Consider the following 22,197-nt stretch of genomic DNA (forward strand, 5'->3'; position numbering starts at 1 on the left):
GAGCGGCGCTTGTTAAAACGAGTACCGCGCGGTCAGACGGACAGATCTAGGCGTCTGATAGTTCAGGTCGTGCCGGAAGTTTGGGTTTTGCCCGGTATCTTCCAGCGAGACATCACCCTGTTCGTCATACTCGGTGACTTGCTGGCTATTCAGCAGGTTAAACACCTGCATTTGCAGCTTGAGGCCAGGTACTTTCACCGGCTGATACGTCAGGCCGGCGTCTAAGGTGTAAGTCCATGGTGTGCGGCCATACTGCCCGCGATGGGTCAGCACCTGCTCGCCGGCTTCGTTACGGCAATACAGGGTGGACGCGGCATACCGTTCGAACACTTCATATTCCGGGTCGTCGACGTCAAAGGCCGGATATCCAAAACAGCTGACCGGCCGGCCGGATTGCACCGCCAGATTGGCGGAAATTTCCAGCTCGTCAGTAAGTTCATAACCGCCAAATACTTTGAAGCTATGGCGGCGGTCATTCGACAGGTAGCCGTCGGTGCCATCAACAAACATTTTGTGGTCGAAGTCGTTGGTGAGGCCGGGCGATTCCACTTCAAGGAAGCTGTTCACCAAGCCTTCGGCATTACCTTTGCTATAAGCCAGTGTATAGCTGCCCTGCAGATACCAACCGTCGGCGCGGCCGCGTTCAAAGAAGAATTCCAGCGCTTTATAAGTGCGTTTGTATTCTTCCAGCTGCAGATAGTCATTGGAGACTGTGACGCGTTTTAACTCGCCATCGCCGGCAACATCCATATCCATCTGCAGGTCGCGGCCCGGGTTCACGATAATGCAGGTGGCCAGGGTGTCGGCGTCGAAATCGTCATAACCCTGATCAGCGGCGAAGTCGATAAAGGCCTGGCGGCCACAATAATCGTCGACGCCGTTTTTCACTTCGCGGGCAATGGCTTTCACGCCACCGGTCCAGCCATCAAACAACTCGCGCTGGTAACCGACAATCAGCTCGTCCTGCAACATCGGCTCTAAGTCGGCCGAGGCAACAGTAGCCGGATCCGGCGAGGTATTGCGGCCGCTGGTCAGCGTATCACCGAGTTTTTGCCCGAGCTGACGTGGTGCCTGCGTCACCGGGTCGACTGTGCCGTCATACAGGTAATATTCGGTGGTGACATATTGCCAGTTCGACGCCCGCACGTTGGTGTTGGCGGCGATAGGAATAAAATAACGGCCGGCGTTGGCAAAGACTTTGGCGCTGCCGTCTGAATTGACGTCCCAGGCAAAACCTAAGCGCGGCGCCAGCATGTCTTTGGCGTCGACAAAAGACACGCCGTCGCCGTTGAGGTTATCAAAAGATTCGTTACGCAGACCGGCATACAGCATCACGTCTTCCGTGACATAAAAACTGTCTTCGAGGTAAATCGCGTCGTTTTTCACTTCATAGCTGCCGGCTGGCGAACTGCGCGTACGTTTACGCACCACATTGGCATTTGGCGCCACGTTCACACCATTCCAGCGGTCGGCAAACGGCAGCGGTGTATAAATCCGATAGAACACGCCGCCGGAATATTCAGCGCCGGCGCGTACTGAGGTGAAGGTTTCACTGTCGTATCCAAAGCGGATAGTATGGGCGTCCAGTGCCCATTCACCGTCGATGCGCAGCGCTTTGCGCTCGTCGGTGTTAGGGCCGAAGTTCAGCGTGCGCACGTTAATCTCGTTCCAGCAGCCAACGTCGGTGATGTCGTCGGTATCCTGATCATAAATATCGACCAGCGGACATTCGTTGCCCGGCAGCGGGTCCGGTGTCACATAAGCGGCGTCGGTTTTCAGATAACCGTACATCACGCCCAAGTTAAAATTGTCGGTCAGCTGGCCGGTGTATTTACCGATGACGATGTTACCGCCATCGCGTTCCTGATATTGCGTGCGCAGATTGCCATGCTGGCCGGTGTAATACTGATCAGCCGGGTTGCGATAAGTGGTGTAGTCCGTTTTATTGACGTTGCGGATGCCGGTCAGCTCGAAGATGTGGCTGTCGGTGATATACCAGTCCAGTTTCACTAAGCCATTTGGGCTGTTGTTGTCGCTCGCCGTGCTGTTGTCGGCACTAAAACGATCGCGGCTGTGTTTTTTGCCTTCGACCAGGCCATAGATAAACAGCTTATCCTGAATAAGCGCGCCGCCACCACCAACGCTGTACACCAGCTTGTCTTCTTCATCCGCTGAGCGGTAAGCCGAATAATAGCTGTTGTCACCCGGCGCTAAGCCCGGCACTTTACTGACCACATCTTTACCGTGGCCGGCGAGGCTGGCCGGGTCCCACACCACTGAACTGGTAAATTCCCAGTCATTGGTGCCGCGTTTGGTGACTATGTTAATAACACCACCTAAAGCACGGCCATATTCTGCGCCGTAGCCGCCGGTTTTCACCTGCTGCTCGCCGATGGCATCAAAAGGCACTTTGCCATAAGACAAAAAGGTACGGGCGTTAGTGACGTCAAAGCCGTTGATGTAATAGCCGTTTTCGGCAACTGATGCGCCGCCGAACGACGCCAGATTGCCAAAACCACTGTCGCCACGCACTGTGCCTGGCGCGAGCAATGCTACGTCAGAAATATCACGGCCGACTGGCAGCATTTCCAGCTGGTCGGCACTAAACACCGTACTGGATTCGACCGACGAGGTGTCGATTGGATTGATAGCCCGGCCTTGTACCGCAATGCGTTCAATGTCGCCGTCGGCGAAACTGACCGGGGTACCTGTGCCGAGCGATACTGTCACTTCACGGGCGATACCGGCGTTTTCCACTTTATAACGACCGCCCGGTAACTGGCTGAATTGGAAGCGGCCATTCTGGTCGACCTGGATTTGCCGTTTTAAGCCGGTGTCGAGGTTTTGTACTGTGACAGTGCTGCCTTTGGCGGCCTGGCCAAAAATCGAGCCGACGGACAAGTCTGCCTGTGCTGCGGGGGCCAGAGCCAGCGCGACCAGCGAGGCCAGAGCGGTTTTTTTCAGGATGTTCAAACTGTTGCGTTGCATAGGATCTCCAGCGTTGTGCTTGTCTGTGGCCGCCTTAATCTGTATTCGTGTGCCGACCGCACTGCGCAAAAAGTCCGGTACGGGGCGAGCCAACTTTGATATTAGAGCTGAGTAACCGGAACAGAAATATCCAGTTAGGGATAGGGCGCAGCACTCAGGTGCAGTGAGTGCGCAATTTCCTATTGCTTAAGGAATAGGCAAGCAGGCGGCTTGCCTCAGACTGGTGCAGTGAGCGGCCCGGCGGGCTCTAGAGCGCCACTATTCCTTCGCTGTGTCGCCTTGCCTGAGGCAATTTCAGGCTGCTCTGCTGTTCGCTTATTAAACTATATGGTGCTCTTGTGCCTGCTGATAACTATGCAGCGGATCTTCTGGTAAACCGGGGCGGGCGAAGGGGATGCAATTGATAAATAACGAGAATAATTCCGCTTGTGAGCCAATCTCCAGTTTGCGGTAAATGTTTTTGCGATGGATTTTGACGGTGCCGTCCGAGGTTTGTAATTTCTCCGCGGTCAGCGCTGAAGAATAACCGCGCAGCAGATACCACAATACATCCCGCTCGCGTGGCGTCAGCAAAGAACTGGCGAAGTTACTCAGTGTAGTTTCTACCTGTAAATGGGTTTGGTCTGAGCTGTTGGCGAGCGGCAACGGCGTGGCCAGCTGATGGTGGCGGGTCAGCGCAGCATCGAGCACCGGCATCACCATATTGAGCGCCTGTACGTCGGCACGGCTGAAGGTATTGCTGTTGATATTACGCTGCATAAAAAAATTCAGCGCCGTGTTGTCGTCAATGCGCCACAGCACATCAATCGAATCGGCCACGCCGATTTTGCTGTAAAAGGCGGTGTAATAACTGCTTTGATAAAAATCGTCGGGTGCCACATCGGCCAGCCAGTAGGTGCCGCTTTGGCAGCCTTTCAAAAACAGCTGATACTGCGGGTCCAGCGCATAAGGCCCGGTGGAATAAATATCGGCGTGTAAACTGCGGTCAAACGGATGGAACCGGTGCAGCAGGCTTAACGGCTTTTGCTGGCGGTAAAACACCAAAAGTCCGCTGGAGTCGACCGGGCAGACGGCTTCGAGTACATCCAGTACGGCGGCGAAAAAGCCCGGTTTACCCAGCTGTTGCCACAAAGCGACCTGAGCATCGAGCATGCGTTGATCCCAAATCAGTGCCAGTGAGCCCCGATGATAAACTTCCGGTTTTGCGCGCACACCGCCTCCCTGTCGCCTGCTGTAAAAAAGCCAAAGCAGTACCTTAACGTGTTTTGTCGCTGCTGCCTATTAGCGCAAAGGCGATGTTGAGATGAGTGTTTTGAATTTGTCGTCTGGTTGCCGGGAGTGATGGCAAAAAAACAGCGGCCGAAGCCGCTGCTATTGATTTTTTAGTCTGTCACTGACAGGACAAACTGGCTTTGCCGGCCAAACCTGGTACCAGACGGATATCCGACAGCTGCACTTTGTTGGCGGCTTTGCTGCTTAACACAAAGCTTTGCTGTACTTTGCCAAAGTCGGTGCCTTTAAAACAGGCGAGGTCAATACTGAGGGTCTGCCAGCCGGTTTTGCCTTGAAGCAGCGGCGTCAGGTCGACCGAGCCACCACATTGTTCACCGCAGCCGAGGCTTAAGTTCAGGCCTTGCACGGGTTGTACTGGGTTGATTTGCAATTCCAGCACGGCGTTACTTTCACGGTAGCCACGCAAATCGCGGGGGAAATTACTAGCGAGCGCCACGGCATTATCAATCTTGCCACCGAAGTTGATTTCGCGGCCATCTTCCTGCACGCGCCGGTCTATTGATTTAAAGCTCAGGTCACCCAGTGTCTGCACATTGGCGGTGACAGGAGCCATTTGCGTACCGCTTCGGAGCCAGAACTGCCACGGTGCTTTGGCTGCGCGTTCAAATAGCGGCAGTGGCTCATGGGCGCCATTGCCGCCGGCAGCCTGTTCCGGCAGTGCTTTACTGAGCGGGCCGCTGTCTTTGCTGGTGTAGCTTAAACCAAAACCATAGGGCAATAATGGTGTCTGACCGTCGTTCAGATTGACTTTAAATTGCGTCGGCGATACTGGCCAGCTGTAACTCAGCTTGCCGTGGAAATCATATTGCACTTTGCCGCTGGCGGTTTTCAGCAGCACGTCGGCGATGCCGGCGCCTTCACTGCCCGGCAACCAGGCGGCGACAAAAGCGTCGGACTGATTCAGCTCGGGATTGACCCAAAGCGGCCGGCCACTTAAAAACACACTAACCACCGGAATGCCTTGTTGTTTCAGTGACTTTAATAACGCTAACGCCGTTTTATTACCGCGCTGGAATTCCAGATTATCGATATCGCCATTGCCTTCGGCATAAGGTTCTTCACCAAACACCACCACAGCCACATCAGGTTTTTGCTGGAAACTACCATCTTTGGATAAGTGGATTTGACCGCCGGCGGCTTTTACCTGTGCAGCAAAGCCCTGATAAATCGAGCTGCCGCCGGGGAAGTCGCTGTTCACATTACCAGTGCCTTGCCAGCTGATGGTCCAGCCGCCGCTTTGTAAACCGATGTCATCAGCCGCCGGGCCGGTCAGCAAAATATTTGCCTTGGGGGATATTGGCAGCAATGACTGATTGTTCTTCAGTAATACCAGCGATTTACGCACTGCATCGCGCGCCACAGCGCGGTGTTCAGCGGCGCCAATCAGTTCCAGTTTGCCAGAAAACGCGCGTTTGGCCGGGCCTGGCCGGTCAAATAATCCGGCGCGTAATTTCACCCGTAAAATGCGACGCACTGCATCGTCAATCCGGCTTTGCGCAATTTCGCCACTTTTCAGCTGCGCCAGCAGATTGTGATAGAGCGGCTTCCAGGCGGCTGTCGGCACCATATAAATATCTAAACCAGCGTTGGCAGCCTGGGCGCAGTTTTCGTTAGTGCAGCCCGGAATTTGGCCATGGCCGTTCCAGTCGCCAACCACTAAGCCGTCAAAGCCAAAGCGCTGTTTTAACACTTGCGTCAACAGATATTGGCTGCCGTGGTTTTTCTCGCCGTGCCAGCTGTTAAAAGACGCCATGACTGTTTGCGCGCCGGCCTGCAGACCGCCGACATAACCTTGGGCGTGAATGTCGATCAGCTGTTGTTCGCTGGCGATATTGTCGCCCTGGTCGACACCGCCTTCAGTACCGCCGTCGCCGAGGAAGTGTTTAACTGTGCTGATCACATGATGGTCGGTGAGGAATTTTCCACCCGGTTCGCCCTGTAAGCCACGGACTATGGCCGCGGCATAATCGCGTACCAGCGCCGGATCTTCGGCGTAGCCTTCATAAGTGCGACCCCAACGGTCGTCCTGTGGTACAGCTACAGTAGGTGCAAAAATCCAGTCGATGCCGGTGGCACGTACTTCCACCGCTGTCGCACGGGCGATTTGTTCAATCAGTCTGGCGTCACGCGCGGCGCCAAGGCCGATATTGTGCGGGAAAATGGTCGCGCCGATGACGTTATTGTGGCCATGCACTGCGTCTGTGCCCCACATGGTCGGAATACTGCTGCCGTCCTGACTGGCATCAATGGATGCCTGATACATGGCTTCAGCGAGTTTTATCCAGTCGGCTGGTGTCGCGTGTTTGTTATTGGCCGGGAAAGAGCCGCCACCATTGAGATAGGATCCAAAGCCATATTTGCGCATATCTTCGACGGTGATATCGCGGATCTCCGGCTGGATCATCTGGGCAATTTTTTGTTCAGGCGTCATAGCGGCAAGGATTTTTTCCAAGCGTTGTTCCAGTTTGGCATCTACCGGCACGGCAGAAGTCAGGACCGGCCAGCGCTGGATATCACGCGCTTTAGCCTGGTCTGCAGTTGACGCTGCAGCGCTGACGCTGCCCGCCGTCAAAGCCAGCGTGACCGCCAAAGTTAAAGGCGCCAGACGATGGGTTACAGAGCTCAGAGTAAAAACCGGCAATACTGACAACATAAAATAAAGTCCCCGTATTAGAGTTGGCCCGGCGCGGCGCTGTGGCGCCTGCAATACTGACGTTGCGTGGCCAAATTGATGATTTGAAAGCGCTTACAGATATAGCATCAAATGCGGCGCTGTCAAAGCGCTTTTTCCGCCAGCATGCGGAGTAGGGTGGGCAGAAGCTGTGCAGAAATCGCTGCATATGTAACCGGTTACTGAACTATAAACCTTTATAAAACATATGGATATTATGCATTACATTTTTTGTATTGACGGGTTATAAAAAATCAACTAATGTCCTGAAAGCGCTTTCAAGAGTGTGTCAGGGCAGTATCAACACCAAAGAAAAAGGCGCAACGTCTGCAGTTCAGGCAGACAAACGAAGCCAGATAATAAAAGTCGACAGGGAAACTAAATGAATCCAACTACATTTCACAAAAGCAGACTGGCCACCAGTATTGCACTGGTGCTTGGCGTCGCGATGCCGGGTTATGCAGCTGCTGATGACGCCGCAGCGGCAAAAGAAGATAAAATTGAGGTGATTTCGGTCACTGGTATTCGCGGCAGTCTGATCAAATCGATGGACACCAAACGCGAATCTGAAGGTATTCTCGATGCGATTTCAGCCGAGGATATCGGTAAGTTCCCGGACACCAACCTGGCAGAATCGCTGCAGCGCATCACCGGTGTGTCGATTGACCGCGTCAACGGTGAAGGCAGCAAGGTGACGGTGCGTGGCTTTGGTCCGGATTTTAACCTGGTGACGTTAAATGGTCGTCAGATGCCGGTGACTACAGGCTCGCGCTCATTTGATTTTGCCAACATTTCTTCTGATTCGATCAGCGGTGTGGAAGTACACAAAACCGCACTGGCTTCAAACCCAACCGGTGGTATCGGTTCTACTATCGACGTGCAGACGCTGCGCCCGCTAGATTCACCAGGCCAGAAGGCAACGGCCAGCGTTGCTGCTGTTGATGACCGCTCCACTGATAAAGGCAGTACGACGCCAGAAGTCTCAGCGTTGTATTCCAATACTTTTAACGACAATAAATTCGGTATTTTACTGTCAGGTTCTTACCAGGAACGCGAAAGCGGCAATCAGCAGGCCAACGTCGGCACTGGCTGGCGTAGCTTTTTAGGTAAAGTCGATGATAACTGGGGGGCTGGTACTGCTGAATGGGGTGGTGTACCACAGACCAATCAGGTCAACCGTCCAAGCGCCGATGAAGTCTACTCAGTCCCGCAAACCACCATCTATAAATTTGAAGAACAACAACGTAAACGCACCAACGGCCAGTTAGTGCTGCAATACAGCCCACGCGATGACATCAAAGCGACGCTGGATTACACCTACATGCGTAACGATATCGACACCCAATATAACGACGTGTCGGCCTGGTTTACGTTCGCACCTTCATCCAGCGTCTGGACTGACGGCCCTGTCTCTTCACCATTGGTCTATTCCGAAACCTACGACGCCAAACAAGATTTATCGATGGGCGCGGGTGACTACGGCGTGCGCAATGAAAGCGGTTCTTTAGGCTTTAACCTGGAATGGGAAGTCAACGACAAGCTGAGCCTGTCCTTTGACGCGCACAAATCTGAAGCGGAAAACAAACCGAACAGCCCGAATGGTTCTAACAGCACCTTAAGTACTGCTGGTTTTGTTCGTACTTATGCAGCAACTGATTTCAGCGGTGATTTACCGGTGCTGGCGGTTGGTGGTGGCAATGCCGTGACGCCGCAGGATATGCGTGTGACCGGTTCAGTGTTTGGTAGTGCCCGTAACAAATCTGAGATTGATCAGGTGCAGTTAGACGGCGATTACACGCTGAACGATGAATCGAACATCGATTTTGGTATTGCGCTGACGACAGTGGATAACCATTCACAGTCAGTCAACGTGCAACGCAACGACTGGGGTGGTGTCGGTAAAGCCGGTGATTTAGATCCAAGCTGGTTCCCGGCTGAAACTATTCATGACAAATTCACTGCCAATGGTGGCAATTTCTCGGCGTTTACCGGTAAGAACTTTGATGTGCTGAACAAAATCTTTATGTGGGATTTTGAACGGGTGCGTGCACAGGCAGAAAAACTGTACACACCAGCTGGTTATAAAGGCAAAGGTGATTGTGGCACGGATTTCTGTCCATCGACTGACTACGCCAGTGATACGGACCGTTACACCGAAGAAGAGTCACAATCAGCATACGTGCAGTATAACTACCGCAATGACTGGAAAGGTAAACCGTACGATTTGCATGTCGGTTTACGGTATGAGCAAACCGACGTGACCTCGACTTCTGCAGTGGCTGCCTATGATCGCGCTGACTGGATCGCCGATACTGAGATCGCGCTGCATGCCAGTGGTAAACGGGAATTCCAGACGCAGCAAGGTGACTACGATTACCTGTTACCAAGCATCAACTTCAATATCGAAATCGTTGAAGATGTGATGTTACGGGCCGCTTACAGCGAAACCATTGGTCGTCCGGACTATGTGTCTATCCAGGGCGGTACTGTGGTCGGCACGCTGGCGAACCGTTCAGGTGGCAGCGGCTCATCAGGGAACCCAAGCCTGTTACCACTGGAATCGCAGAACTATGACTTCTCGGCCGAATGGTACTATGCCGAGGCAAGTTACTTGTCTGCCGGTTATTTCCGTAAAAACGTCACCAACTTTATTACCAACGTCAAAGTCGACTCGACCATTTACAACCTGGCGAACCCGGCGGATGGTAAAAAGTACCGCGAAGCTTTAGCGGCGGTGGGCGCGGATGCTGCGGCGATCCGCAACTGGATCTTCGCCAATTATCCGAACGACCCGAGCGTCAACGTAGCGGGTAAAGTCATCAGCGGTAAAACCGGTGAAGACAATACGATGATCTTTAAGATCGACACGCCATCAAACGGTACAGAAGAAGAGACCATCGACGGTTGGGAATTTGCCATCCAGCACGCCTTTGGCGAGACCGGTTTTGGCACTATCCTGAACTACACCATGGTGGATTCAGGCGTTGAATATGACAACTTTATCCTGAAAGATCAGCCGGCGCTGGTCGGTTTAAGTGACACCGCTAACGCCATCCTGTTCTATGAGAACAATGGTCTGCAGGCACGGGTTGCTTATAACTGGCGCGATGAGTTCTTAAATTCACGCGGTCAGGGCACAGGCGCCAACCCGCAATATACCGAAGCTTATTCACAAATTGACGCGTCGGTCAGCTATGACCTGCCACAGGTGAAAGGCTTAACTGTGTATCTGGAAGCGCTAAACATCACTGACGAGTACATCCGTGTGCATGGCCGTGCCAAAGAGCAGGTATTGAATCTGACTGAAGCCGGTTCCCGTTATAGCATCGGTGCCCGCTACAGCTTCTAAGTGAAGCGGTTGTAGGTCAAGACAAACAGCAGGTGCACAGGAAGTGCCCTGCTGAATTGTAAGCGCTCTCTTGTTTGCAACTGTAGTTTGTTGCATGCTGCAGAGCGCTTTTTTTTCGGCTGTATTTAGCGTGATACGCCATTTTCGTTCCAATTCAAGCGGTAAAAGGTCAGGCCGATGCCAAGTTGTCCTCCTGCAAAAACTGAAGTGCTGATTGTTGGTGGTGGTGCTGCCGGCTGGCTGACGGCTGCGGTACTGAGTGCCACGCACAATCTCGATGAAGGTGTCCTGGCGGCGCAGCCGCGGGTACAAGTCATTGTGCTGGAATCGCCCGATGTGCCAACCATTGGCGTCGGCGAAGGCACCTGGCCCTCGATGCGCCAGACGTTAAAGCTGATTGGTCTTTCTGAAACCGAATTCTTCCGTTGCTGCGACGTCAGCGCCAAACAAGGCTCTTTGTTTGTCGACTGGTTAGAACCCGGCAGCCACTATTTGCACCCGTTCATGCTGCCGGCTGGTTGGCCGGAATTTAATCTGGCCGGTTGTTGGTTGCCTTTTGCTGGCGACATCGCTTTTGCCGATGCCGTCACCACGCAATATCAGTTAAGCAAGGCCGGTTTTGCGCCGCGTTTGCCCCAGGCACCGGATTATCAGCCGGTACTCAATTACGGCTACCACTTAAACGCCGGCAAATTTACTGCGTTATTGCAGCGCCATTGTCAGGACAAACTTGGCGTCCGTTATGTGCCGGCACATTTAAAAGAGGTGGTGCTGCGTGCTGACGGCGCTATCGACAAATTGCTGGCGACGCCCGCAGGCAGCGCTGAGCTTGGTGTTTATCAGGCTGACTTATATGTCGATTGCACCGGCATGCAATCTTTGTTGCTCGGAAAAGCACTGCAGACGCCGCTCACCAGCGTCAAAGATATATTATTTAACGATCGCGCTTTGGCGGTGCAGGTGCCCTATCCGGATGCCGACACGCCGATTGCCAGCAATACCATTTCAACTGCACAAGACAGTGGTTGGGTTTGGGATATTGGCCTGCCGACCCGCCGTGGCGTCGGTTTTGTGTATGCCAGCGATTATTGCTCTGACGACGAAGCCGATGCCTGTCTGCGGAATTATCTGAAAAAAACGGCAGGTAGCAGCACACAGGCGGCGCTGTTTTTTGCAGAGCAGGCAGAACCGCGTCAGCTGCAATTCAAGCCGGGCTATCGTAATGGCTGCTGGCAGCACAACTGTGTCGCTGTTGGCATGGCGGCGGGTTTTATCGAACCGCTGGAAGCCTCAGCGCTGGCTCTGGTCGAATGGAGTGCCAAAACCTTGGCCGCCGCGCTACCGCTTGATCCGGCGTTATACAGCCTGGCTGGTGCCAAAATGAACCGGACTTTCCTGCGCCACTGGCAACAAATTATCGAATTTCTGAAGCTGCATTATGTGTTGTCCAAACGCGACACGCCGTATTGGCGCGCGCACCGCGATAGCGCCTCTATTCCGCAGACGTTACAGGACCAGCTACAGCTGTGGCAGCAGCAAGTGCCGCAACCGCTTGATTTTGCTTATCAGGATTTGCTGTTTCCCGCCGCCAGCTATCAATATGTGTTGTACGGCATGGGTGCGCTGACGCAGACGTTAGCGGCCAAACCGTCGCAACAGGCACGTGCCCGCGCGTTGTTTGCGCAAAACTATCAGGATTTAACCAGGCTGCAGCAACTGCTGCCGGATAACCGGCAATTGCTGCAACAGCTGGCGCTGAAAAACCAAAACTAAAAATGAAGAGAGGGATTGCCGCATGACCAACACTGTTTTATTAAATGCCGCCGACCATGTCGATCTGCGTGTGATCACGGCGCGTGGCGCGAAGTACGGCGACAATCAATGGTTTGCCACTACATTCCCGCTGGAATTTCGTAGTTGTGCGGCCTGTTATCCGCTGTTTTTTTTCAAAGATAATCAGAGCCAGCAAACTTATCCGGTCGCGCTGTTTGGCTTTCGCCATGGCGAGAATCTGTTTCTGGCCGACGGTTGGCAGGAGCAATATCTGCCTTTGTCGGTACGTCGACAGCCGTTTTTAATCGGCCGTCAGCAAGTGCGGGAAGACGGCATGGTGCGGGAGCAACGCGTTTTGCATATTGCGTTGGACCATCCACGTGTCAGTAAAGATGAAGGCGAGCCGCTGTTTTTGCCTTATGGCGGCCAGACGCCGTTTCTGCAGGATATGGCGGGTATGCTGGAAACACTGCATTTGGGTATGCAGGATGCAAACAATTTCGTCGCGTTGCTGGAGCAATATCAGCTGCTGGAACCGGTGACGGTCAATGTCACTTTAAAAGACGGCAGCAGCCATCAGCTGGTGGGTTTTTTGACCATCGCTGAAGAGCAGCTGGCAAATCTTGATGGTGCAGCACTGGCGCAATTGCATCAGCATGGTTACCTGCAAGCGATTTATCTGATGATCGCCTCACAAGCGCAGATCCGGCAGCTGGTGACGCTGAAAAACCAACAGTTGGGGTTATAAAACGTGCAGCCGGTCGCGGAACTGAGTCTCACAACTGAGCCAGGCAAGTCGCCGGATGCGGCGCTGCTCACGGCTGTGTTAAAAAACGCCGAAGCGCCGCTGGTACTGCGTGGCCTGTGCCGCGACTGGCCGCTGACGCAGGCCGGTTTAAAAAGTCCGGCGGCCGCGCTGGACTTGTTGCAAAGCTACAGTGCCGGTTTGCCGGTGAGCGCCTGCTATTTGCCGCCTGAAACCCGGGGCCGGGTGTTTTACAACGCGGATTTTTCCGGCTTTAACTATCAGGGCGGCCCGCTGCCTTTTGCTGATTTATGTCAGCGGCTGCTGGACCCGGCGCTAAGCGCCAGCGGCGCCTCGATTTATATGGGTTCAACTGAAGTCGGCCAGTATTTCCCCGGCATCCGCGAACAGCATCAGCTGCCGCTGCAAGGCTTACTTAATGGGGGGCCGGGCGCAGCGCAGGCTTTAGTCAGTATCTGGCTTGGCAGCAAAAGCCGCATCGCGGCGCATTATGATTTCCCGCATAACCTGGCTTGTAATCTGGTTGGCCATCGCCGTTTTACCTTGTTCCCGCCTGAGCAGGTGGTGAATCTGTATCCGGGGCCGATGGAATTTGCGCCGGGAGGGCAGGATGTCAGTCTGGTGGATTTTGCCGCACCGGATTTTGACCGTTTTCCGCGTTTTGCCGACGCTTTGGCCGCTGGTTTTCAGGTGACCTTAGCGCCTGGCGATGTACTTTTTATGCCGTCGATGTGGTGGCACCATGTTGAAGCGCTGGACGACGTAAATTTACTGCTGACGCACTGGTGGCGTGACACACCGGCATATCTCGGTCGGCCAAACAATGCGTTGCTGAGTGCCATGCTCAGCATCCGCCATTTACCCAAAGCGCAGCGCAAAGCCTGGCAGGCGTTATTTGACTATTACATTTTTGCCGACGAACCGGGCGGTGGTACAGAACTGCCACCGGCGGCGCAGGGCTTGTTGCGTCAGCCGCTGGATGAAGCCACGGCGCGGGCGCTTCGAAGCCTGATCATTCAGAAATTACAACGATAAAACAACAGGATTGGACAGATGCAGATGATGAAAAAACAACGGGTGGTGATCGCCGGCGGCGGCACTGCAGGCTGGATGACCGCGGCAGCCCTTGGCAAACTGATGGGCAAACAGCTGGATGTGACGTTGGTCGAGTCTGACGAGATTGGCACTGTCGGCGTTGGCGAAGCGACTATCCCGACTTTGCATCTGTACCATCGCCTGCTCAATATCAACGAAGCCGACATGATGGCCGCGACCAACGCCACTTTTAAGCTCGGCATCATGTTTGAAAATTGGCGCGACGTGGGCAAAGACTATCTGCACTCTTTTGGCTTTTTAGGCAAAGACTGCTGGGCCTGTGGTTTTCAGCATTTCTGGCTCAAAGGCCGTGAAATGGGGTTGGCTTCCGAGATTGGCGATTATTGCGCTGAGCATCTGGCCGCGCGCGAAGGGCGTTTTGCGGCGCTGGCAGGGCAGGATCAGAACCATGCCTACCATTTTGATGCCAGCCTTTATGCCAAATTTCTGCGCGGTATCGCCGAAACCCATGGCGTTAAACGTATCGAGGGCAAAATCGCCGAGGTACAACAGCATGTGTATGAGCAACAGCATGTAAACGGACAGCAGCATCCGCAAAACGGTTTTATTAAAGCGCTGTTGCTAGAATCCGGCCAGCTGCTTGAAGGTGATTTATTTATCGATTGCACCGGTTTCCGTGGCCTGTTGATTGAACAGACGTTGATGACCGGTTACGACGACTGGACGCATTGGTTACCCTGTGACAGCGCTGTGGCCGTACAAACAGTGTCGACCGGTACGCCGGTGCCTTATACCCGCTCGATTTCGCATCCGGCCGGCTGGCAATGGCGCATCCCGCTGCAAAGCCGTGTTGGTAATGGCCTGGTCTATTGCAGCAAATATCTGTCTGATATGGATGCAAAAACCTTATTAAAAGCCAATGTGCAGGGCGAGATGCTGACCGAGCCGCGGCTGATTAAATTCCGTACCGGCACCCGGCGCAAACACTGGAATAAAAACTGTATTGCTATTGGTTTATCGAGCGGGTTTTTGGAGCCGCTGGAATCGACCAGTATCCACCTGATTCAGCGCAGTATTATCCGGCTGTTACAGATGATGCCGGCTGGCGAAGTGATTCAGGCCGATGTCGATGAATTTAACCAGCAGACCAAAATCGAAATGGAGAACATCCGCGATTTTATTATCCTGCACTACAAAGTGACGGAGCGCAGCGACAGTGCCTTCTGGCGCCATTGCGCGGCGATGGAGATCCCGCCATCGTTAGCGCATCGCATCGAGATGTTTGGTGAGGCTGGCAAGGTGTATAAATTTGCTCAGGAACTGTTCGGCGAAAGCTCCTGGATCCAGGTCATGCTGGGGCAGGGTCTGAAACCAAAACAACACCATCCGATTGTTGATTTGATGCCACAGTCGGAGCTCGCCCAGTTCCTTGCCAATATCAAAACCAATGTGGCAAGGCAGGTGCAGGCATGGCCACCGCACTATGATTTTGTGCAGCACTACTGCAAAAGTCGGATGATGTAAGGTGTATGCCTTTAATCCACATGCGCAGGTGCATTGGCTGGAATTAGGCCAAAGCCGCACGCGCGCTTTATTGATTGATGATGCGCTGACGGACCTGTCCCGGATCCGTCAGGATGCTTTAGCGGCCAGCTTTCGCGAAGACACAGCGTCGTATTACCCTGGCATTCGGGCTGAGATGCCACAGGCCTATGCCCGTGCTGTACTGGAAGCCGTGTATCCGTTGTTATTGCAGCTGGTGCAGCCACCGCCGGACTATCGGTTAGTGCCGCAACAGTGGTATTTGTCGTTGCTGACCACTCCTGCTGAAAAGCTGCAGCCGCTGCAGCGCTTGCCGCATTTTGACAAAGCTGAACCGCTGCATCTGGCGATTTTGCATTATTTGGCCGAAGGCCCGCATGGCGGTACCGGTTTTTTCCGCCACGAAGCGACCGGTTTTGACAAGATTTCGCCAGAGCAGCAACAGCAGTACTTCAGCACCTTGCAACAACAGCTCACGGCTCAAGGTGGGGCTGCACCTGGCTTTCCGTCTGCTGAAACGCCGTTTTTCTGCCTTTATCAGCAGCTTGCTTATAAACCTAACCGTTTATTGATTTATCCCGGCCATTTACTGCATTCGGCTTTAGTGGAACCGGCGACAGACTTGTCTGCAGATCCGCTGACCGGCCGGCTGACAGCCAACGTGTTTGTGCAGTTTCAGCCCAAAGCGTCCCAATGATTCTTTGTACCTGGTAATAGCTGTGTTGAAAGCGCTAACAAAGTGACATTTATTGCTGAAAAGCTAAGAAAAAATACGAAATTTCAATCTGCTCTCTTTGTCTGCTTGACCATTCGCTGAGCTGTTGTTACAGTCAATTGAAAGCGCTTACAAAATAAGATCTGTGACCTGCCCAAACCAGGCAGCGTTACAGACGAACCCGGTCAGGGGACATGACAAGACGACCTTGCAGCACAGCAAAGAGACCAGCATGACATTACAATTGCCAGCGGATTCCCGCATTTTAAACACCGATTTTGTATTTGGTGTTGCCACATCTTCCTTTCAGATTGAAGGGGGGCTGGATAGCCGGCTCCCTTGTATCTGGGATACTTTTTGCACCCAGCCCGGCGCTATTCGTGATGGCAGTCACGGTGCTGTGGCTTGTGACCATATCCGTTTATGGCGCGAGGATGTAGAGCTCATTCAGTCTCTTGGTGTGGATGCATATCGGTTGTCGTTGTCCTGGCCGCGGGTAATGCAACAAAATGGCGAACTCAATCCAACCGGCGTGGCGTTTTATCGTGACCTGCTTGGCACGTTAAAAGCGCAAGGCATCCGCACTTTTGTCACTTTGTATCACTGGGATTTACCACAATATCTGGAAGACGAGGGCGGCTGGCGTAATCGCGCCACAGCCTACGCTTTTGCCGATTATGCCGACAAAATCTCCAAAGCGCTGGCGGATCTGGTTGATGCCTGGGCTACTCTGAATGAGCCGTTTTGCAGCTCTTACCTCGGTTATGAAATAGGCGTGCACGCACCGGGTTTAAAGAACAAAGGCTGGGGCCGGCAAAGTGCGCACCATTTGCTGTTGGCGCACGGCCTTGCCATGCCTAAACTCCGGCAAAACGCGCCGCAGGCACAACATGGTATCGTGTTAAATTTCACCCCTTGTTATGCCGAAACGGATGCGCTGGCTGATGTTGCAGCAGCAGATTATGCTGACCAGTACTTTAATCAGTGGTATATCAAACCCTTGTTTGATAAAGCTTATCCGGCATGTTTCAGTCAGCTTTCGGCAGAAGAACAGCCGCAAATTCAGCCCGGTGATTTTGACATTATCGCGGCGCCGCTGGACTATCTGGGCATAAACTTCTACACCCGGCATGTCTATCGCGCCGATGCACAGCAGGGTTTTGTCGTGGTCGATCAGGTCGGCGTTGCCAAAACTGATATTGGCTGGGAAATTTATCCGCAGGCTTTTACTGATCTGCTGCTGGATTTACACCGCCGTTACCCGTTACCACCGCTTTATATCATGGAAAACGGCGCGGCCGGTGCTGATGAGCTGGTGGATGGCAAGGTGCAGGACGATATGCGGCTTGGTTATTATCAGCAACATTTGCTGGCACTGGATAATGCGATGCGGCAAGGTGTGGATGTGCGTGGTTATTTCGCCTGGAGCCTGATGGATAACTTCGAGTGGGCTGAAGGTTATCTGAAACGCTTTGGCATTGTGTATGTCGATTACGCCACGCAGCAGCGCGTGATTAAACAAAGCGGTTTAGCCTTTCGCGACCTGAGCTTAAGCCGCAAAGGCTAAGCACAAATAATAAAAAACGGCGCCAACGCTGCGCCGAATAAAACTACAACAAATCAACAACTTCGACAGGGTGGCTTATGCTCAGCAAGCGGGAGAAGATCGCATACGGTCTTGGTGATACCGCCAGTAATATCGTGTTCCAGACGGTCATGATGTTTCTGACTTATTTTTATACCGATATTTTTGGTTTAGCGCCGGCTTATATTGGTTTTATGTTCCTCGCCGTGCGCATTATTGATGCAGTGACAGACCCGTTGATGGGCGCTATCGCCGACCGCACTCAGAGTAAACACGGCAAGTTCCGGCCTTATATTTTGTGGGGCGCTATTCCTTTTGGCCTTTTAAGTGTGCTGGCTTTCACCACGCCGGATTTGTCCGACCAGGGCAAAATGATTTACGCCTTCGTCACTTACACCTTGCTGATGCTGGTGTATACCGCAGTCAATATTCCGTATTGCGCGTTAGGCGGCGTGTTAACCGCAGATCCGCAGGAGCGGGTATCGGTGCAGTCTTACCGTTTTGTCTGCGCTTTTATCGGTGGTTTATTGGTGTCGGCGCTGACGCTACCGCTGGTGGATTATTTTGGCGCCGGTGATAAAGCCAAAGGTTATCAGCTGACGATTCTGTTGATGAGCGTCGCCGGTGTGGCGATGTTTTTACTTTGTTTTGCCGGCACCAAAGAGCGGGTACAGACCGTTCTTGAACGCAAAACCAATTTCCGTCAGGATTTTAAAGCCTTATGGCAAAATGACCAATGGCGGGTGTTATCTGTGGCCGCGTTGTTTTTGCTGACCGGTAATGTGCTGAAAAACACCATGGCGATTTATTACGTCAAATATTATCTTGGCGCGCCGGATGACATCACTTTATTCATTACTTTGGGCATGTTCGGCAGTATGCTGGGGTGTATCGTTGCCAACCCACTGGCGAAAAAGGTCGAAAAAGTGAAGGCCTACATCGGTTTACAACTGGCAGCCGCGTTTTTCTGTGCACTGAGTTACTGGATTGCTGCGGATCAGCTGAGTCTCGCTTTTGCCGTCTTTATCGCCTGGAACTTCTGCTTTAATGCCGCCACGCCGTTGTTGTGGGCCAAGATGGCTGATACGGTTGATTATGGCGAGTGGAAAACCGGCATCCGCACCACAGGCATGGTGTATTCGTCGATTATTTTCTTTATCAAACTGGGGCTGGCGTTGGGTGGTGCCGCTGCCGGCTGGCTGTTGGCCGGTTATGGCTATCAGGCTGATACCGAGCAAACGGAAACGGCCCGCAATGGCATTTTATTGTCATTCAGCTTGTTCCCGGCCATTGGTTCAGTGATTGTTGCTATCGTGATGCGGCATTATCTGCTGGATACCGCCAAAGTGGCGTCGATTCAGGCGCAGTTGAAGCAAAGCGCCGGTTAAATTGTCAAAGAGGCACAGCTAAAAAGCTGATACTATTGGGTTTATCAAAGCACAGCTTGGGGGCTCATCAGACCGATGGCTACGATTTACGATGTCTCACTGCGCGCCGGCGTGTCGCTGGCGACAGTGTCCCGGGTCATTAACAAAAACAGCAATGTCAGCGAAAAAACCCGGCAAAAAGTGCTGGATGCGATGGCTGAGCTGGATTACCGGCCCAATACCATTGCGCAGTCACTGGCGTCCAATGTGTCAAATAGTGTCGGTGTGCTGGTGTCGCAACTGGACGGTCCGTATTACGGCCCGATGATGGCCGAAATTGAAGCGGCGCTGCGCGCGCAAAATAAACATGTGATCATTGCGGTTGGCCATAGCGACGCAGCAGTGGAGCAAGACAGCGTTGAATTTCTGCTCAGTCGCGGTTGTGATGCGCTCATTCTTGATGTTGAAGCGGTGTCGGATGAATATCTGGTACAGCTGAGTCAGCGTTCAGTGCCGATTGTGCTGATCAACCGCTACATTCAGGCGATGGAACCCAGCTGCATTTACCTTAATAACGAACTGGGCGGTTATCTGGCCACCCGTCATCTGGTGGATTTAGGCCATCGCAGCATTGCGTATATCTCAGGGCCAAAAAACAAACATGACGCGATGGAGCGTTTGGTTGGCCACCAGCGTGCGTTGGCTGAAGGTGGCCTGGTGTATGACCCGGCGCTTTATATCGAAGGTGATTATAAAGAAGAGGGTGGTGAAGCCGGCATGTTGGCGCTGCTACAAACCGGTAAATCGTTTTCGGCGCTGGTCTGCGCCAACGACCAGATGGCGTCCGGTGCTATTGCCGTTTGTCTGCAACGTGGTCTGGTGATCCCAAGGGATCTGTCTGTGATCGGTTACGACAACATTCCTTTTGCCAAATACATTTCACCTAAGCTGACGACCGTCAACAACCCTATCCATGAGATGGGCAAGATGGCAGCCTTGTGGGTGCTGCGTCATGTTTATGCCGACGACCAGACGCAGGTCAATAATGTGTTTGAACCTGAACTGGTGGTGCGTGGCTCTGCCATTCGCGCCCAATAAAACATTTTCGGAGACTGGATTGATGGCTCTGTTCCGCCCTTTGTGTCTGATCACTACGCTGTTGATGCCATTCGCCGGCGTGACTGAAGAACAGGCCGCCGGAGGCTGGCCGGCTGAACTGCCGCAGCAACCGGTTGAAGTGCGGGACGCTGCGCTGCTGCAGGTGATTGATGCAACAGCAAAACTGGAGATTTTGTCGACCGGCCATCAGTGGGCCGAAGGTCCGGTGGCAGAACCCGGCAACGGCGCTGTGTTGTTTTCTGACGTGCCGAAAAACCAAATCTGGCGCTGGTCAGAAGCGACAGGTTCACAGCTGTATATGTCGCCTTCAGGTGCTACCGGCTTTCAGCCATCTGCGCTGAAGCAAGGCAGCAACGGGCTGATCTTCAACAAAAAAGGCGAACTGGTGCTGGCGCAGCACGGTGATCGCCGGTTGGCCATCCGTACCGCACAGCAGGGGCAACAAGCGACGTTTCGCACCCTCATTGGGAACTATCAGGGCAAGGTGCTGAATAGTCCAAACGACCTGATAGAACTCAAAGATGGCCGTTATTTATTTACCGACCCGCCTTATGGTTTAAAAGGGGGCGATCAGGCGGCGGACAAACAACAAACACACAATGGGGTCTATCAGCTCACGCCTGATGGTGTGGTGAGCCTTATCAGTAGTGCTTTGACCCGGCCAAACGGGCTTGCTGTGTCCCCGGATGAACAGTTTTTGTATGTGGCCAATTCAGATCCCAAGGCGGCACAGTGGTGGCGTTTTCAGCGCAGCGCCAATGGCCAATATCAGCAGGGAGTGCTCTGGCTGGATGTGACGGCAGAAGTTGCCAAAGCCGAAGGCTTACCGGATGGGTTAAAAGTGCTGCCGAACGGTATTTTACTGGCGACAGGGCCTGGTGGCGTCTGGGTCATCAATGCGGCTGGGAAAGTGCTGGGACTGATCAACACCGGCGTGGCCGCGGCGAATGTGGCGCTCAGTGAAGATGGGCATTATCTTTATATCACCGCCAGTCAATATCTGCTGCGGATCAAACTCAGGCCTTAACATAAAACGTTGCCGGCCTGATCCGCGTAGTTTTTGCGCAGTAACTCTGGCATAGTGCTTTTAAGCTCCGCGGTTGTCAGGGTTTTCGCCAATGTGTCGTTTGTTCTGCACTGTTCTGTTTTTTATCGCAGGTCCGATATATGCGGCTGCCTCGCTGCAGCTGCTGACTGAACATTTTCCGCCATACAACTATCAGGATGGCGACCGAATCACCGGCATCAACGCCGAAATCATTCATCGCCTCTGTGAAATCACCAATACAGCATGCAGTATGCAGCTGTATCCCTGGTTACGGGCTTATGAATACACCTTACAGAACCCGAAAGGTGGCCTCTTTACCACATCGCGCACGCCAGAGCGTCAGGCTAAGTTTCAGTGGGTGGGGCCTTTGGCTTCATCCCGGGCATTTTTATACCGCTTGAAAAGCCGGCCAGAGGTCAATCCAAAGGATTTGCAACAAGCGCAGCAATTTGGCATCGCTGTGGCACGGGGAGACGTTTACGAAGAATTTCTGCTGCAGAATGGCTTTGTCCGCGGCAAAAACTTGTTGGATTTTCCGTCAAAGTCGGCGCCTATAGCGCTGTTTCTACAAGGAAAAGTCGATTTGATTATCGGCTCTGAACTGGTGATGCCGGCCTGGCTTGCTGCTCACAACAGCAGGGTTGAACTGGTGGAGCCGGTGCTGGAACTGGAAACCAAAGGTGATAACTATCTGGCACTGAATCTGGCGGTGCCGCCGGCGCAAGTGCAGGCGTTACAGCAGGCGCTGGATGAGATGAAACGCAGTGGCGAATATCAGCGCATTGTGGCGCGCTTGTTTGTCGAAGCCATGCCGGAAGTGCGGTCCAATAAAGTTAAAACACCATAAGTGACTAAATCTAATTATATTTTTCTGTTTCGTTGACATTTTTTGTCAGTGAATGCTGACAGTTGTGGTCCAGCCGGT

General features: G+C 53.1%; 14 protein-coding genes. 11 read left to right on the forward strand and 3 right to left on the reverse strand.

Annotated features, from left to right (window positions below):
- Positions 1-12 precede the first annotated feature (12 nt).
- The 3 genes from Q399_RS0119435 to Q399_RS0119445 all read right to left on the reverse strand — a co-directional run bounded on the left by Q399_RS0119435 (position 13) and on the right by Q399_RS0119445 (position 6,934).
- Entirely contained in the window at positions 13-2,988 is a 2,976-nt protein-coding gene (locus Q399_RS0119435; protein WP_031571525.1) for a TonB-dependent receptor, read from the reverse strand.
- Positions 2,989-3,306: 318 nt separating this feature from the next.
- Positions 3,307-4,200 carry a response regulator transcription factor gene (locus Q399_RS0119440; RefSeq protein WP_031571528.1) on the reverse strand — a complete coding sequence of 298 codons (894 nt, stop codon included), beginning with the start codon at positions 4,198-4,200 and terminating at the stop codon, positions 3,307-3,309.
- Between the two features lie 178 nt (positions 4,201-4,378).
- Complete coding sequence (locus Q399_RS0119445; RefSeq protein ID WP_031571530.1) at positions 4,379-6,934, reverse strand: glycoside hydrolase family 3 protein; 2,556 nt, start codon at positions 6,932-6,934, stop codon at positions 4,379-4,381.
- 400 nt (positions 6,935-7,334) lie between these two features.
- Here Q399_RS0119445 and Q399_RS0119450 point away from each other — a divergent pair, with 400 nt between their 5' ends.
- The 11 genes from Q399_RS0119450 (at position 7,335) to Q399_RS0119500 (ending at position 22,119) form a co-directional block, all read left to right on the forward strand.
- Complete coding sequence (locus tag Q399_RS0119450) at positions 7,335-10,301, forward strand: TonB-dependent receptor (protein ID WP_031571532.1); 2,967 nt, start codon at positions 7,335-7,337, stop codon at positions 10,299-10,301.
- A 177-nt stretch (positions 10,302-10,478) separates the two neighbouring features.
- Positions 10,479-12,074, forward strand: a complete 1,596-nt coding sequence (locus tag Q399_RS0119455; protein WP_031571534.1) for a tryptophan halogenase family protein — start codon at positions 10,479-10,481, stop codon at positions 12,072-12,074.
- A 22-nt stretch (positions 12,075-12,096) separates the two neighbouring features.
- Positions 12,097-12,822: a SapC family protein gene (locus tag Q399_RS0119460; RefSeq protein WP_031571538.1), complete on the forward strand. Its 726-nt coding sequence runs from the start codon at positions 12,097-12,099 to the stop codon at positions 12,820-12,822.
- 3 nt (positions 12,823-12,825) lie between these two features.
- Entirely contained in the window at positions 12,826-13,875 is a 1,050-nt protein-coding gene (locus Q399_RS0119465) for a cupin-like domain-containing protein (protein WP_084164542.1), read from the forward strand.
- 18 nt (positions 13,876-13,893) lie between these two features.
- Complete coding sequence (locus Q399_RS0119470; protein WP_211253415.1) at positions 13,894-15,420, forward strand: tryptophan halogenase family protein; 1,527 nt, start codon at positions 13,894-13,896, stop codon at positions 15,418-15,420.
- Between the two features lies 1 nt (position 15,421).
- Entirely contained in the window at positions 15,422-16,135 is a 714-nt protein-coding gene (locus Q399_RS0119475; protein WP_031571546.1) for a DUF6445 family protein, read from the forward strand.
- Between the two features lie 250 nt (positions 16,136-16,385).
- Positions 16,386-17,720, forward strand: coding sequence for a GH1 family beta-glucosidase (locus Q399_RS0119480; RefSeq protein WP_031571548.1), 1,335 nt, complete (start codon positions 16,386-16,388; stop codon positions 17,718-17,720).
- Between the two features lie 77 nt (positions 17,721-17,797).
- Entirely contained in the window at positions 17,798-19,126 is a 1,329-nt protein-coding gene (locus tag Q399_RS0119485; protein ID WP_031571550.1) for a glycoside-pentoside-hexuronide (GPH):cation symporter, read from the forward strand.
- A gap of 75 nt (positions 19,127-19,201) precedes the next feature.
- Complete coding sequence (locus Q399_RS0119490) at positions 19,202-20,203, forward strand: LacI family DNA-binding transcriptional regulator (RefSeq protein ID WP_031571552.1); 1,002 nt, start codon at positions 19,202-19,204, stop codon at positions 20,201-20,203.
- Between the two features lie 22 nt (positions 20,204-20,225).
- On the forward strand, positions 20,226-21,251 hold the full coding sequence (locus tag Q399_RS0119495) for an SMP-30/gluconolactonase/LRE family protein (protein WP_245612938.1): 1,026 nt from the start codon (positions 20,226-20,228) through the stop codon (positions 21,249-21,251).
- A 91-nt stretch (positions 21,252-21,342) separates the two neighbouring features.
- Positions 21,343-22,119: a substrate-binding periplasmic protein gene (locus Q399_RS0119500; protein WP_084164544.1), complete on the forward strand. Its 777-nt coding sequence runs from the start codon at positions 21,343-21,345 to the stop codon at positions 22,117-22,119.
- Positions 22,120-22,197 lie beyond the last annotated feature (78 nt).

This window comes from Rheinheimera texasensis DSM 17496, from assembly GCF_000711985.1.
Classification (GTDB): Bacteria; Pseudomonadota; Gammaproteobacteria; order Enterobacterales; family Alteromonadaceae; genus Pararheinheimera; species Pararheinheimera texasensis.